The 13,223-nt window shown below is 69.8% G+C and carries 15 protein-coding genes; 8 read left to right on the top strand and 7 right to left on the bottom strand.

Going from position 1 to position 13,223, the window contains the following annotated elements; all coding sequences use genetic code 11:
* Positions 1-3 precede the first annotated feature (3 nt).
* From ACOCEP_RS22455 to rimO, 4 genes are all read right to left on the bottom strand, one after another.
* Positions 4-453, bottom strand: coding sequence for a helix-turn-helix domain-containing protein (locus ACOCEP_RS22455; RefSeq protein WP_185927427.1), 450 nt, complete (start codon positions 451-453; stop codon positions 4-6).
* A 101-nt stretch (positions 454-554) separates the two neighbouring features.
* Positions 555-1,016: a CinA family protein gene (locus tag ACOCEP_RS22450; RefSeq protein WP_482330960.1), complete on the bottom strand. Its 462-nt coding sequence runs from the start codon at positions 1,014-1,016 to the stop codon at positions 555-557.
* Entirely contained in the window at positions 1,013-1,654 is a 642-nt protein-coding gene (gene pgsA, locus ACOCEP_RS22445) for a CDP-diacylglycerol--glycerol-3-phosphate 3-phosphatidyltransferase (RefSeq protein ID WP_482330958.1), read from the bottom strand. The genes ACOCEP_RS22450 and pgsA overlap by 4 nt, the downstream gene beginning before the upstream one ends.
* Positions 1,651-3,099 carry a 30S ribosomal protein S12 methylthiotransferase RimO gene (gene rimO / locus ACOCEP_RS22440; RefSeq protein ID WP_482330956.1) on the bottom strand — a complete coding sequence of 483 codons (1,449 nt, stop codon included), beginning with the start codon at positions 3,097-3,099 and terminating at the stop codon, positions 1,651-1,653. Before rimO ends, pgsA begins: the two co-directional genes overlap by 4 nt.
* A gap of 88 nt (positions 3,100-3,187) precedes the next feature.
* Between rimO and ACOCEP_RS22435 the strand changes: the two genes are divergently transcribed.
* On the top strand, positions 3,188-3,715 hold the full coding sequence (locus ACOCEP_RS22435; protein ID WP_482330955.1) for an amino-acid N-acetyltransferase: 528 nt from the start codon (positions 3,188-3,190) through the stop codon (positions 3,713-3,715).
* A gap of 175 nt (positions 3,716-3,890) precedes the next feature.
* Here the strand turns inward: ACOCEP_RS22435 and ACOCEP_RS22430 are convergent, their stop codons facing one another.
* The gene (locus tag ACOCEP_RS22430) at positions 3,891-4,418 is read right to left on the bottom strand and encodes a CGNR zinc finger domain-containing protein (RefSeq protein WP_482330953.1); all 528 of its coding nucleotides are present in this window, start codon (positions 4,416-4,418) and stop codon (positions 3,891-3,893) included.
* A 59-nt stretch (positions 4,419-4,477) separates the two neighbouring features.
* Between ACOCEP_RS22430 and ACOCEP_RS22425 the strand changes: the two genes are divergently transcribed.
* Positions 4,478-5,323 (top strand): alpha/beta fold hydrolase, encoded by an 846-nt coding sequence (locus ACOCEP_RS22425; protein ID WP_482330952.1) that lies wholly within the window; start codon positions 4,478-4,480, stop codon positions 5,321-5,323.
* Positions 5,324-5,334: 11 nt separating this feature from the next.
* A complete protein-coding gene (locus ACOCEP_RS22420; protein WP_482330950.1) occupies positions 5,335-5,976 on the top strand; it encodes a nitroreductase family protein in 642 nt (213 codons plus the stop codon).
* On the opposite strand, the gene ACOCEP_RS22415 is transcribed toward ACOCEP_RS22420, so the two are convergent.
* A complete protein-coding gene (locus ACOCEP_RS22415; protein ID WP_482330948.1) occupies positions 5,973-6,431 on the bottom strand; it encodes a hypothetical protein in 459 nt (152 codons plus the stop codon). The genes ACOCEP_RS22420 and ACOCEP_RS22415 overlap by 4 nt on opposite strands.
* Before the next feature lie 150 nt (positions 6,432-6,581).
* Complete coding sequence (locus tag ACOCEP_RS22410) at positions 6,582-9,080, bottom strand: DNA translocase FtsK (RefSeq protein ID WP_482330947.1); 2,499 nt, start codon at positions 9,078-9,080, stop codon at positions 6,582-6,584.
* Positions 9,081-9,207: 127 nt separating this feature from the next.
* Between ACOCEP_RS22410 and ACOCEP_RS22405 the strand changes: the two genes are divergently transcribed.
* The 5 genes from ACOCEP_RS22405 (at position 9,208) to ACOCEP_RS22385 (ending at position 13,196) form a co-directional block, all read left to right on the top strand.
* Positions 9,208-10,017 carry a lysophospholipid acyltransferase family protein gene (locus ACOCEP_RS22405; protein WP_482330946.1) on the top strand — a complete coding sequence of 270 codons (810 nt, stop codon included), beginning with the start codon at positions 9,208-9,210 and terminating at the stop codon, positions 10,015-10,017.
* Positions 10,018-10,065: 48 nt separating this feature from the next.
* Positions 10,066-10,680, top strand: a complete 615-nt coding sequence (gene wrbA / locus ACOCEP_RS22400; protein ID WP_482330945.1) for an NAD(P)H:quinone oxidoreductase — start codon at positions 10,066-10,068, stop codon at positions 10,678-10,680.
* Positions 10,681-10,750: 70 nt separating this feature from the next.
* Complete coding sequence (locus ACOCEP_RS22395; RefSeq protein WP_482330944.1) at positions 10,751-11,041, top strand: hypothetical protein; 291 nt, start codon at positions 10,751-10,753, stop codon at positions 11,039-11,041.
* The gene (locus ACOCEP_RS22390; RefSeq protein WP_482330943.1) at positions 11,041-12,573 is read left to right on the top strand and encodes an alpha/beta hydrolase; all 1,533 of its coding nucleotides are present in this window, start codon (positions 11,041-11,043) and stop codon (positions 12,571-12,573) included. Before ACOCEP_RS22395 ends, ACOCEP_RS22390 begins: the two co-directional genes overlap by 1 nt.
* Before the next feature lie 65 nt (positions 12,574-12,638).
* The gene (locus ACOCEP_RS22385) at positions 12,639-13,196 is read left to right on the top strand and encodes a hypothetical protein (RefSeq protein ID WP_482330942.1); all 558 of its coding nucleotides are present in this window, start codon (positions 12,639-12,641) and stop codon (positions 13,194-13,196) included.
* Positions 13,197-13,223 lie beyond the last annotated feature (27 nt).

Genomic DNA, 13,223 nt, shown 5'->3' with positions numbered 1-13,223 from the left:
TCGCTAGGCGGCGACCATCTTCGGGGCGGAGATCGTCGTCCGCAGCGCGGGGCTCATCCGCGGCGGCGGCGAGATCCGCAGGTCGGCCAGGTCGTTGCCGATCAGCTCGGACACCAGGCGGCCGCCTTCGAGCTCGCCCGCTTCGGCGCCTTCCCGCTCCGGAGCGCGCCTCTTGCCCGCTTCGACCTTCTCGTCCACCGGGGCGACCTCGACGTTGTCCATCGCCGAGACGTCCGCCGCGACCTTGTGCAGGAGTTCGCCCAGCGGAAGGTCCAGGGCCTCGCAAATGGACGCCAGCAGCTCGCTGGATGCCTCCTTCTGCCCGCGCTCGACCTCGGAAAGGTAGCCGAGGCTCACCCTGGCGGCGCGGGAGATGTCCCGCAGCGTTCGACGCTGGTTCGTGCGGGCGTGTCGGAGCCGGTCGCCGATCGCCTCGCGCAACAGCACGGTCATCACGCGCCTCCCTTCCAGGACTGACTACCCCCTACGTTACCCAGAGCGGTGCCCCGGGCGCAGGTGTTGACACGGCAATACGCCAAGGGCGAACGCGGCGATCATGCGAGATGTTCCCCCAGCAGGGCGAACGCGCCGGAGACGGCGCCGGCCCTGACCGAAGCCCGATCACCGCTCAAGTCCAGTGTGCGGACGGTGAGCACCCCCGGGCCCGCGAGGCCGACGTGGACGGTGCCCGGCGCGACGCCGTCCTGCCCGTCCGGACCCGCGACGCCGGTCAGGCCGAGGCCCCACGTGGCGGCACATCGATCCCGCGCGCCGGCGGCCAACTGCGCCGCGACCTCGGGATGGACGGCGCCGTGCGCGGCGAGGAGGTCTTCGTCGACCCCGGCCAGCTTCGCCTTGAGGTCGGTGGCGTAGACCACCAGCCCACCCCGGACGGCGGCACTCGAACCGGGGACCTCGGTCAGCGTCGCGCAGACGAGCCCGGCGGTCAGCGACTCGGCCGTCGCCACCGTCTCCCGCCGCTCGATCAGGTGAGTGATCAAGGTCTCAGGTTTCATGCGCCCGCGGCACGCCTTCCGGCCGCGCGCAGCCGGACCGCGCGCACGACGTAGTCGAGCCCGGTCACGACGGTCAGCACGACCGCGAGCCCCATCAGCACCCAGCGCACCGGCTCGGCGGCCTCGGGCAGGGGCAGCAGGTACGCGGTGATGGCGGCGATCTGCGCGAGCGTCTTGGCCTTGCCGCCGCGGCTGGCCGGGATCACGCCGTGCCGGATCACCCAGAACCGCAGCAGGGTCACGCCGATCTCGCGGATCGCGATGACGATGGTGACCCACCAGCCCAGCTCGCCGAGCACGCTCAGCCCGATCAGCGCGGCGCCGATCAGCGCCTTGTCGGCGATCGGGTCGGCGATCTTGCCGAAGTCGGTGATCAGCCCGTACTTGCGCGCGACCCAGCCGTCGACCTGGTCGGTGAACGACGCGATCGCGAACAGCGCGGTGGCGATCGCGCGCCAGAAGGTGTCCGCCCCGTCGCCGGTGAACAGCGCCAGCACGAACAGCGGCACCAGCACCAGCCGCGACATCGTGAGCAGGTTCGCCAGGTTCAGGGTCGGGACCGGGGTGGCCTCGGGAACCCGGGCGTGCTCACCGCCCGTCCCCTCACCGGCCCCGGCGTCGCTCGGGGCGGCATTCACCGGTCGGCCTCGGGCGGCGCGGGCCGCACGATCAGGTCGACACCCTCGGAGTCGACGACCTCGCAGCGGACGAAGTCACCCACCGCGAGCTTGGGCAGGTCTTCGGTCTCGATGAGGACGCATTCGCCGTCGACCTCGGGGGCCTGGTGCGCGGCGCGGCCGATCGGGTCCTCGCCGTCCTCGGCCTGCTCGATCAGCACGTCGACGAAGTCACCGATCCGGTCCTCGGCCCGCTGCGAGGTCAGTTCTTCGACCAGCGCGGAGATCCGCGCGACCCGCTCGGCCACCACGGACTCGTCGAGTTTGCCGTCGAAGGTCTCGGCCTCGGTGCCGTCCTCGTCGGAGTAGCCGAAGACACCCACCGCGTCGAGCCGCGCGCCGTTGAGGAAGCGCTCCAGCTCGGCGACGTCCTCTTCGGTCTCGCCGGGGAAACCGACGATGACGTTGGTGCGGATGCCGGCGTTGGGCGAGTGCTCGCGGATCTGGTCGCACAGCGCGAGGAACGAGTCCGTGGAGCCGAAACGGCGCATGCGGCGCAGCACGGTCTCGCTGGAGTGCTGGAAGGAGAGGTCGAAGTAGTCGGCGACGCCCGGCGTCGTCGCGATGGCCTTGACCAGCCCGGGACGGGTCTCGGCGGGCTGCAGGTACGAGACGCGGACGCGTTCGATCCCCGGCACCTCGGCCAGGCGCGGGACCAGCAGCTCCAGCGCGCGGGCACCGTCACGGCCGAAGTCCTTGCCGTACGAGGTCGAGTTCTCCGAGACGAGGAAGACCTCCTTGACGCCGTTCTCCGCGAGCCACATCGCCTCGGCGACGATCTCGTCCGGCTGCCGGGACACGAAGGAACCACGGAACGACGGGATCGCACAGAACGAGCAGCGGCGGTCGCAGCCGGAGGCGATCTTCAGCGCGGCCACCGGGGAGGTGTCCAGCCTGGTCCGCAGCACACGCGGGCCCCAGCCGTGCTGCGCGTGCCCGGGCACCTCGACCGACTCCGCGGCCGTCGGGCGCTGGACCGGGCTGATCGGCAGCAGCTTGCGGCGATCGGACGGGGTGTGGGACTCGACCTTACGGCCGGCCACGACGTCGTCGAGACGCTCGGCGAGGTCGGCGTAGTGGTCGAATCCCAGGACCGCGTCGGCCTCGGGCAGGCTCTCGGCCAGCTCGTTGCCGTAGCGCTCGGCCATGCAGCCGACGGCGACGACCTTCTTGCCGGTGTCGGACGCCGCGAGCAGCGTGTCGACCGAGTCCTTCTTGGCGGACTCGACGAAGCCGCAGGTGTTGACCACCACGACGTCGGAGTCCTCGGGCTCGGCGGCGAGCTCCCAGCCGCCCGCCGCCAGCCGTCCGGCGAGTTCCTCGGAATCGACCTCGTTGCGGGCGCAACCGAGGGTCAACAAGGAAACGCGACGGGTGGCGACAGGATCAGTGGTGGGAGAAGGCACGTGCCTTAGGGTAGCTGGCCTGCCCACGGGGCCGGCGATCGCTCGCTCGGGCGAGCCCTCGACCGGGCCGGGCGGCGAGGATGGCTTAATGGTGGACGTGCCCTCAGACCCTCTCCCGCACCGCCGCCCCACCGTCCGCCGGGCGCGGATCGCGGACGTCCGCAAGATCAAGGCGCTGGTCGATTCCGACGCCGGGACGGTGCTGCTGGAGAAGGAGCTCGTCACCCTCTACGAGAGCGTCCAGGAGTTCTGGGTGGTCGAGGACGGCGACGACGTGCTCGGCTGCGGCGCACTCCACGTGCTGTGGGAGGACATCGCCGAGCTGCGCACCATCGCGGTCGACAAGGACTCCCGGGGCCGTGGCATCGGGCACGCGCTGGTGGGGCAGCTGATCGAATTCGCGCGCGAGATCGGGCTGAAGCGGCTGTTCGTGCTGACCTTCGAGACCCATTTCTTCGCCGGGCACGGGTTCGTCGAGATCGACGGCACCCCGGTGACCCAGGAGGTCTACGAGGAGATGCGGCGCTCGGCGGATCCGGGTGTCGCGGAGTTCCTGGACCTTCCGTACGTGAAGCCGAACACCTTGGGCAACAGCCGGATGCTGCTGGAGCTTTAAGTGATGGGCGACGCTCCGCGGCCACTGCCCCCAATGTGGCATCGGGGACGTTGAGCGTCCCCAATGCCACATTGGGGACACCGGGACCTGCGGCCCAGCCCGACCGCGAACACGCGCCTTCCCCACACAGCCGCCCTGATGATTCCGCCCGCTGAGGGTTCCCAATGCGGGCGCTTCAACCCTTCGCCGCGTGACGCGCGACCCGCACCCGGTTGCCGCACAGCGACGGCGTGCACCACACCCGCCTGCTGTTGGCCGCCACGAACAGCATCGAGCAGTCGTGCGCGCCGCATCGCCGCAGCTGAGCCGCGCGCGGCCCGGACACGAGATCGATCGCCGCGACCGCGACGGCGGCGAGCGCGATCTCCCCGCCGTCTTCGCCGTGCCAGTGCAACTCCGCTCCCCCGTCGGTCAGCCGCGGGCTGGTCGGGACGGCGGCCGCGGCCGCGTTGACCCGCTCCACCGCCCACGCCTCGGGCTCCCGCGCCGCCACTGTCGCCTCCAGCAGTTCACGCACCGCTGACCGCAGGCGCCTCGTCTGCTCGGCCGACGGTGCCCGCGCGCCTTCGGGCAAGGCTTGAGCCGCCCAGAACTTCGCGTGACCGTCGTCGAGCAGGTCGATCGACGGCGAGACGGCCAGCATGACCGTGTCGGCGAGGTTCACCGCGAGATCGTCACCGGGCAGCGAGTCGAGATCGAGCATGACCTTGACACTATCAGGTACTAATGGTTCGAGACAGTTTTAACCATTAGGGAGTGCTCATGACGACCATCCGGCACCGTTCCGTCAAGCTCGGCGACGTCGAGGTCTTCTATCGCGAAGCCGGCGACCCCGAAGCACCCGCTTTGCTTCTGCTGCACGGCTTCCCGTCGTCTTCGCACCAGTTCACGCGGCTGATGCGGCGTCTCGCCGGGCGGTGGCGGCTGATCGCCCCGGATCTGCCGGGCTTCGGGCAGACCGTCACGCCCGAGGGCTTCACGTTCACCTTCGACCGGCTCGCGGAGGTCGTCGGAGACTTCGTGGACGCGCTGGAACTGCGCCGGTACGCGCTCTACGTCTTCGATTTCGGCGCTCCGACCGGCCTGCGGCTGGCCGTCTCACGGCCCACCCAGATCACGGCGCTCATCACGCAGAACGGCAACGCCTACGTCGAGGGGCTCGGCCCGGCCATGCCGGACTTCCCGTCCCTGACCGACGAAACCGAGGCGCGGCGCGGGTTCGAGGCGATCCTCGAACCGGAACAGATCCGCTACCAGTACACCGGCGCCCGCGATCCGGAGACCATCGATCCCGCGAATTACCTGCTGGACCAGTATTTCCTCACCCTGCCCGGCCGGGCGGAGGCGATGCTGGACCTGTTCTGGGACTACCGGAACAACCCGCCCGCGTACCCGAAGTTCCAGGCGTGGCTGCGCGAAGCTCAACCGCCCGTGCTCGCCGTCTGGGGGCGCAACGACCCGTTCTTCGTCCCTGCGGGCGCCGAAGCGTTCCGGAATGATGTTCCCTCGGCGGAGGTTCACCTCTTCGACACCGGGCATTTCGCGCTGGAAGAGGACCTCGAACCGATCAGCGACCTGATCGACCGCTTCCTGGCGGACCATCTGTAGAAGGGCGGCTCATGGACACCTCGGTCACCGATCACCTGCTCAGCACGACGCGAGCGGTTCGCCGCAAGCTCGACCTGGACCGGCCGGTGGAACCCGAAGTGCTCGACGAGTGCCTGCGGCTCGCGCTCCAGGCGCCCACACCGGGCAACCAGCAGGCATGGCGTTGGATCGTGGTGCGGGATCAGGGCGTGAAGGACCGGCTGTCCGAGCTGTTCCGGCAGGTCGGGAAGGCGTATCTGGAGACGAACGCGGCCGCCCTGGGCGAAGCGATCACCGAACCTTCGGTGGCGCGGGCGTTCGCGTCGGGGCAGCACCTGATCGACGTGATCGACCGGGTGCCCGTGTTCGTCGTCCCGTGCCTGACCGGCAGGCCCAGCGGTGACAACGCGGCCGACGCCGCGTTCTACGGCGGCATCTTCCCCGCGGTGTGGAACTTCCAGCTGGCGCTGCGGTCGCGCGGCCTCGGCTCGACGCTCACGACGTACCACCTGACCCACGAGGCGGAGGCGGCCGAAATCCTCGGCATCCCGGCCGATGTCACGCAGGTGGGGCTGCTGCCGGTCGCCTACACGACGGTGCCGGACTTCAAACCCGCGGCGCGCGTGCCGCTGTCGGAAGTCGCGTACCTCGACGGCTGGGGCAATCCCCTTTAGGCCTTGGACACCCGCAGGGTGACCTGGTCGCCCCCCGAACTCACGGCGACCAGGTCCACCCGGCAGGCGGCGAACTCGACGGACTGCCTGCCACCACGTCCGGTGGAGGCGAGGGCCGCCGTCGTCCGCTCACCGCGTCCCGGTTCGGCCAGAGTCAGCTCGACCACGGCCTCCCCTGCCCAGACGCAGACCATTCCCGCGGCGCAGCGGGAATCGGACACCAGGCGAGCGAAGCGGATACTGACGTCCTTCGACGCGACCTCGGTCGTTTCACCGACCTTGAGATCGACGGCCTCCCCCAGCTCGACGGCCCCTTGATCGGGCGGCTGTACCGGCGCGGGCTGGACCGGCGCGGGCTGGACCGGCGCGGGCTGTTCGAGCGCGGCGGAGCTGCCGGCTCCGCAGGCGAGACCGGCCAGGGCGCAGAAGACGACGAGCAGCTTCTTGAGGTCCACGTGTGCTGGACGTAGCGGAGGCTCCGGTCCGTTGCATCGGCACTTCAGAAGCCTCATGCACTCGGGAGGATGTGAAGGTCGAGTTTCCTCGGCTGAGCCGAGGGAAGGGGGCCTTCACGCGCCGCCGTTGGTGGCGATCGTCGAGTCCGGTCAGTCGTCGGAGACGTCGCCGCCGTTCGCGTCCCCGCCGCCGCGGATCATGAACAGCACCGACTCCAGCTCCTCCGGCTTGATCAGCACGTCCCGCGCCTTCGAACCCTCCGAAGGACCGACGACGCCGCGGCTTTCCAGCAGGTCCATCAGGCGTCCGGCCTTGGCGAAGCCGACCCGCAGCTTCCGCTGCAGCATCGACGTCGAGCCGAACTGCGAGGTGACGATCAGCTCGGCGGCCTGCAGCAGGACGTCGAGGTCGTCGCCGATGTCGGAGTCGATTTCCTTCTTCTCGCCGGCCTTCGCCGCCGTGACGCCGTCCTGGTAGTCCGGCTGCGCCTGCTCCTTGGCGAAGTTCACCACCGCGGAGATCTCTTCGTCGCCGACGAAGGCGCCCTGGATACGCACCGGTTTCCCGGCGCCCATCGGCAGGTACAGCGCGTCACCCATACCGATGAGCTTCTCCGCGCCCGGCTGGTCGAGGATGACCCGCGAGTCGGTGAGCGACGAGGTCGCGAACGCCAGCCGCGACGGCACGTTGGTCTTGATCAGGCCGGTCACGACGTCGACCGAAGGGCGCTGGGTCGCCAGCACCAGGTGGATACCGGCGGCACGCGCCTTCTGGGTGATCCGGACGATCGCGTCCTCGACGTCGCGCGGGGCCGTCATCATCAGGTCGGCGAGCTCGTCGACGATCGCCATGATGTACGGGTACGGCTGGTAGACACGCTCGCTGCCCGGCGGCGCGGTGATCTCGCCCGAGCGCACCTTCTTGTTGTAGTCGTCGATGTGCCGGACCTTGTTGACCTGCATGTCCTGATAGCGCTGCTCCATCTCCTCCACCAGCCAGGCCAGCGCGGCGGCGGCCTTCTTCGGCTGGGTGATGATGGGCGTGATCAGGTGCGGGATGCCCTCGTACGGGGTCAGCTCGACCATCTTCGGGTCGATCAGGATCATCCGGCATTCTTCCGGCGTCGACCGCGCGAGCAAGGACACCAGCATCGAGTTCACGAAACTCGACTTACCGGAACCGGTGGACCCCGCCACCAGCAGGTGCGGCATCTTCGTCAGGTTGGCGGTGACGAAATGGCCCTCGATGTCCTTGCCGAGCCCGATGACCATCGGGTGGTTGTCCTTGACCGTCGACGGCGCCCGCAGCACGTCGCCGAGGCGCACCATCTCGCGGTCGGAGTTCGGCACCTCGATACCGACCGCGGATTTGCCGGGGATCGGCGCCAGGAGCCGGACGTTGTCGGTCGCCACCGCGTAGGCGATGTTCTTGGTCAGCGCGGTGATCTTCTCGACCTTCACGCCGGGGCCGAGTTCGACCTCGTACCGGGTGACCGTCGGGCCCCGGGTGAAACCGGTGACCTGCGCGTCGACGTTGAACTGCTCCAGCACGCCGGTGATCGCCTCGATCATGGCGTCGTTGGCCTTGCTGCGGGACTTCGGCGCGTCGCCGAGCTTCAGCAGATCCGGCGGCGGGAGCTTGTAGTCGCCTTCGACGGTCCGGGTGACCGCGAGTGGCGGCTCGGCCTTCTTCGGCTTCTTCTCTTCGACAGGCTTGGGGGCGGGCTTCGGCGCTCGCAGCGGCGTCGGCGCTTCGGCCAGCGCGGCCTCGATGTCGAGTTGCTCGCCCTCGTGGTCGCCCGAGGCCTGACGGCGCCGCGACGGCTTCCGCAGGCGGACCGCCTTCGGGTCGGCTTCGGTGACGGCGTCGCGTTCCTCGTGGATGGCCTTGCGCTCGGCCTCGGCCTCTTCGATCTCTTCGGGGTCGAGACCCCAGTTCCGCAGGCGGTGCGGGATCTCCCGGACCGGGGTCCCGGTGAACACGAGCGTGCCGAACAGCAGCGCCAGCACCAGCAGCGGCACCGCGACCCACGTGGTGACCCCCATGGTCAGCAGGCCGCCGGAGAACGCGCCGATCACCCCGCCGGCGTACATCCGGCCGTCGTTGGTCTCGGGCAGCGCGGTGAAGATGTGCAGCAGGCCGAGCACCGCCAGGACCACCAGCAGGGTGCCGATGACCATCCGCGGCCGGGCCTCCGGCAGCGGTTCCGACCGCATCAGCGCGACGGCGACCACGGTCAGCACCAGCGGGAGCGTCACGGCCCCGGCGCCCAGCAACGAGCGGGCGCCGACCTCGACCCAGCCGCCGATCGGGCCCGCGGCCCGCCACCAGACACCGAACGCGATCACCAGCGCCAGCGCGATGAGGCCCAGCGCGAGACCGTCGCGACGGTGCTCGGGTTCGAGTTCGCGGCCGCGGCCGACCGTCCGCGCCAGCGTGCCGAGACCCTTCGCGAGCAGGTTCCAGGTGCCGCGCACGCCCTTGGCGAAGGTGCCGGACGAGCGCTTCCGCGGCGCCGGACGCCGTGGAGCGGGCTTCCTCGCAGCCGTCGACCTGGGCTTCGCCGGGGTGCGCGGCTTTCGCGCCGGCCCCTTGCTGCCGCCGCTTCGCGCCGTACTCCGCTTCCTGGTCGTCGACCCGCTAGCCATGTCTCCACGGTAACCGCCTCGACCCTCCTGCCCCGGCTGCCACTCGGAGCACATCCGGAACATTCGTCTCAGGTCACAGCTTGAGCGGCCATCCGGGTGAAAAGCGGGTCATGACATGCTCTGCCCCATGTTCGCGCTGCATCAGGATGAGAATTCGGCTCGCCGCGCCCCGGCAATCTGGCGCACGATGCTGAACATCGACCGGGGGCTGGTCAACTTCGTCGGAAAGCTCACCGTGACCGGCGGTGTTTCGGCGGAACTGCGCCGGAAGCCCTTGCTCATGACGGCCAACCACATCGGCGTCTTCGACGCGTTCGTGCTGATGGCGGCCTGCAAACGGATCGGCATCAATCCGCGGTTCATGCTGGCGGGCGGCATCCTCGACGCTCCGGTCATCGGCCCGGCACTGCGGGTCAGCGGCCACCTGAGGGTCGACCGCAAACAGGCGTCGACGGCCATCGGCCAGTTCGCCGAGGCCACCGAAGCCCTGAGGACCACCCGCGACCCGCTGATCGTCTACCCCGAGGGCCGGATCAGCCACGATCCCGGCCTGTGGCCGGAGCGCGGCAAGACCGGCGCGGCGCGGCTCGCACTGGCCGCCGGGGTGCCGGTGATCCCGATCAGCCAGTGGGGCGCGCACGAAGCCGTCTATTGGGGGACGGAGACCGTCAACGGCCCCGCCGACCTGGTGCCGCTCGCGAAGTCCGGGCTGAGCGCGCCCATGCGGCGGCCGCGGTTCAAGGTGCATTTCGGCGAGCCGGTGGACCTGTCGGAGGTCGAGCCGGAGCGGCCGGGCGCCGGAGTCCGCGCGCACGCCAAGATCATGCAGGCCATCACCGACGGTCTCGTCCCGCTGCGCCGCGACGAACTGGACAAGCCGCGCTTCCACGACCCGACGCGGCCGACGGACACCGTCAGCCCCTGGAAGAAGTACTGAGTCCCGGATCCTGAGACGGGTGCTCACGCTCGCCTAGGGTCGGCGGACGTGAGCACCCGCATCCTCGTCGTCTACTACAGCGCGACCGGCAACACCGCGAAACTGGCGTCGGCGCTGGCCGAAGGCGCCCGCGAGGCCGAGGCCGACGTCCGCGTCCGCACGGTCCCCGAAACCGCCCCGCCCGACGCGGTGGCCGGCAATCCGCGTTGGCAGGCGTGGGTGGACGCGGGGCCGCACCACGAGACGGCGACGCTGGAAGACCTGGAGTGGGCCGACGGTTTCGCGGCGGGCAGCCCGACCCGGTTCGGTGGCCCGGCCGCGCAGCTGAAGTCCTTTTTGGACAGCACCGGCGGCCTGTGGGCCAAGGGAAAGCTGGTGAACAAGGTCGCGACCTCGTTCACCACCGCGTCCACCGCGCACGGCGGGCTCGAATCGACCGTGCTGGCGACGAACAACATCTTCTACCACTGGGGCGCCCTCGTCCTGCCGCTCGGCTACACCGACCCTCACCTGCTCGAATCGGGCAATCCGTACGGCGGGTCGTTCGTGTCGCGCAAGTCGGCCGAACCCGACGATCTCGCCCTGGACGCCCTCCGTCTGCAGGGGCGACGGCTCGCCACCGTCTCGCGCTACGTCGCCGACGGGCTTTTCAAGGACGGGTGAAGGGAACCGCGCGTCCGTCTCCCGCGTCGTAGGGTGGTCACACAGCGTCACGCTACGGGGAGGAAGCGGGATGACCGGCGGGTACGAGGTGGCCTTGGCGGCGATCGGCGCGGCGTCCAGCGCGGCGAAACGGGCTTCGGAGGACGTCGGGAAGGTGAACCTCGCGGCCTCGCTCGCCGACGTCGCGGCGGGTTTGCCGGGTGGCGCATCCGGTGAAGCGGCCCGGTTGCTCGCGGATTCCTGGAGCCGCGCGGTGCCGGGCTGGGCCGAGAACACCGCGGACTACTCCGCACGGCTCGGCGCGGCGGCCGGCCGCTACCGCTCGAACGAGCTGGCGGCGTCGCGGGAACTTCCCGTCTGATGCTCACCTGGGGAGACGTGCGCCGCTGGGATCCGGCCGCGATCGGCCGGGTCGCCGACGCGCTCAACGACGGCTGCACCAAGATCATCGCCGCGAACGACGACGTCGAAGCCATGACCCGCTTCACGGGCTGGACCGGCGACGCGGCCACCGCCGCGTCGACGCGGGGCGCGTCACTGACCTCCACCCTGGAACGGCTCGTCGCCGAGGCGTCCGCCGTCCGGCGAGGCGCTCACGAGGTACAGATCGCGCTGGACCGGATCGTCGCGTTCGTGCGGGAGACCGACGAACTGGCCCACCGGAACGGGCTGGCCATCGGTGCCGGTGACGAGATCTCCGTCGGCGTGCCACAGCCGGACCAGGCACGCGTGATGGCGGAGCTGGCCGACAGGGTCGAACAGGGCCTGCGCCGCGCGTCCGACGTCGACGCCGATTTCGCCGAGATCCTGCGGCGGGCGCTTCGCGGCGAGATCACCGAACAAGGTGGCGGCACGCTCGCGCAAGCCGCGGACGCCGGAGCCGCTCAAAGCGGCCTGTCGATCATCGGCCCGCCGGAGAACGGCACCCCTGGCGACAACAAAGCTTGGTGGGCGAGCCTGTCGGATACGGCGAAAGTCGCTCTGCTGCAAGGAAATCCTGGCCTCGTCGGCAATCTCGACGGGATCCCGGCGACCGACCGCGACGCCGCCAACCGCGCCGTCCTCGCCGCCGAGATAGCGCGGCTCCAGGGCGATCCGAAACTCAGGGGACTCGAAGCCATCCAGCAGCGGCTGGACCGGTCGGATCCCCAAGCGTTCCTGCTGGCGCTGGACACCAGCGGTGACGGGAAGGCGATCGTCTCCGCGGGGAATCCCGACACCGCGGCCAACGTGGCGACGTACGTGCCCGGGACGGGGTCGGAGTTGTCGAAAATCGGCGGCGACCTCAACCGGTCCGACAAGATGTGGGCCGCCGCGACCACGTCGGGCTCGCCCTCGACGGCCGTGATCACCTGGCTCGGCTACGACGCGCCGAACGAGATCACCGATGCCGCGAGCGCCAAGTACGCCGACGGAGGCAAGGCTGCGCTCGCGCAATTTCAGGACGGGCTGAGGGAAACGCATCAAGGCGCGCCATCGCACAACACGGTGCTGGGGCACAGTTACGGAACCACCGTCGTCGGGCACGCGGCCGTCGACGGCGGCCTCGCCGCGGACGAACTCGTCTTCGTGGCGAGCCCCGGCGTCGGCGCGCACGACGTGAGCGAACTGCGTCTCGACGGGGTGAATCAGGACGAGATCGGCAAGCACGTGCACTCGACGGTGGCCGAACACGACATGATCAATCTGGCGAACGTCGAGATCGCCGGATACGACCCGATCCTCGGCCAGGACCCGACCGACGCGGACTTCGGCGGGCAGGTGTTCACTTCGGCGCCGGGCACGGACGGGTGGGGCGGGTACAGCACGGAGGCGCACAGCGAATACTGGGAGGACAACAACCCGTCGCTCCGGAACATCGGCTTGATCATCGCGGGAAAGCCCGCCTCGTGAGACTTCCGCTCCTGACCGCACTTCTCGTGCTCTTGTCCGCTTGTTCTTCCGGAAGTGGAGACGCCATGAAACCGACCATCACCGAACACGAGGCGAAAGACAGGGTCGAGCGGTACATCGAGGGTGCGCTCTCCGCGCTGCCAGGCTCGGCGAAACGGAAGCCGTTCACCCAGAACAGGTCGGAGTGCACCGACCCCACCGACGACGGTCCCCAAGGCCGCTTCGAGATCTCCGCGACCTACGAGGTGACCGGCCTTGAGCCCGCACGGTTCGGCGAGTACTTCGACGCGGTCGTCCAGTGGTGGTCGGCTCACGACTTCGCGGTCCTGACGGATTCCCGGCCGAAGGACCAGTACGTGTTCGCCAGGAACAAAGCGGATGCTTTCGACATGTCGGTGCAGGCGAACGACCTCGGCAAGTTCTACGTCGGCGCCACTTCCCCCTGCGTCTGGCCGAACGGCACCCCCGAACCCCAGGCCCTCGAAGCCACTCAAGGCATCGAACCCGAGCAGCCGGTCGCCGCTCCCCCACCACCGGAGCCGGTGCGCAAACCGCGTCGCGCTCCCGTCGACGACGAGGACTTCGCCCAGACGAACTGGACCGACGGCGGCGCCTCCTTCTGACCGCTCGCTTCCCAAGTACGTGAAGGA

The organism is Amycolatopsis sp. CA-211722 (genome assembly GCF_056828465.1).
The sequence above is the reverse complement of the archived record's forward strand: the minus strand, read 5'-3'. Positions and strand labels throughout refer to the sequence as shown.

Coding starts and splice junctions, on each gene's coding strand:
- ACOCEP_RS22455 (WP_185927427.1), bottom strand. CDS start 453: ATGACCGTGCTGTTGCGCGAGGCGATCGGCGACCGGCTCCGACACGCC.
- ACOCEP_RS22450 (WP_482330960.1), bottom strand. CDS start 1,016: ATGAAACCTGAGACCTTGATCACTCACCTGATCGAGCGGCGGGAGACG.
- ACOCEP_RS22435 (WP_482330955.1), top strand. CDS start 3,188: ATGGTGGACGTGCCCTCAGACCCTCTCCCGCACCGCCGCCCCACCGTC.
- ACOCEP_RS22430 (WP_482330953.1), bottom strand. CDS start 4,418: ATGCTCGATCTCGACTCGCTGCCCGGTGACGATCTCGCGGTGAACCTC.
- ACOCEP_RS22425 (WP_482330952.1), top strand. CDS start 4,478: ATGACGACCATCCGGCACCGTTCCGTCAAGCTCGGCGACGTCGAGGTC.
- ACOCEP_RS22420 (WP_482330950.1), top strand. CDS start 5,335: ATGGACACCTCGGTCACCGATCACCTGCTCAGCACGACGCGAGCGGTT.
- ACOCEP_RS22410 (WP_482330947.1), bottom strand. CDS start 9,080: ATGGCTAGCGGGTCGACGACCAGGAAGCGGAGTACGGCGCGAAGCGGC.
- ACOCEP_RS22405 (WP_482330946.1), top strand. CDS start 9,208: ATGTTCGCGCTGCATCAGGATGAGAATTCGGCTCGCCGCGCCCCGGCA.
- ACOCEP_RS22395 (WP_482330944.1), top strand. CDS start 10,751: ATGACCGGCGGGTACGAGGTGGCCTTGGCGGCGATCGGCGCGGCGTCC.
- ACOCEP_RS22390 (WP_482330943.1), top strand. CDS start 11,041: ATGCTCACCTGGGGAGACGTGCGCCGCTGGGATCCGGCCGCGATCGGC.
- ACOCEP_RS22385 (WP_482330942.1), top strand. CDS start 12,639: ATGAAACCGACCATCACCGAACACGAGGCGAAAGACAGGGTCGAGCGG.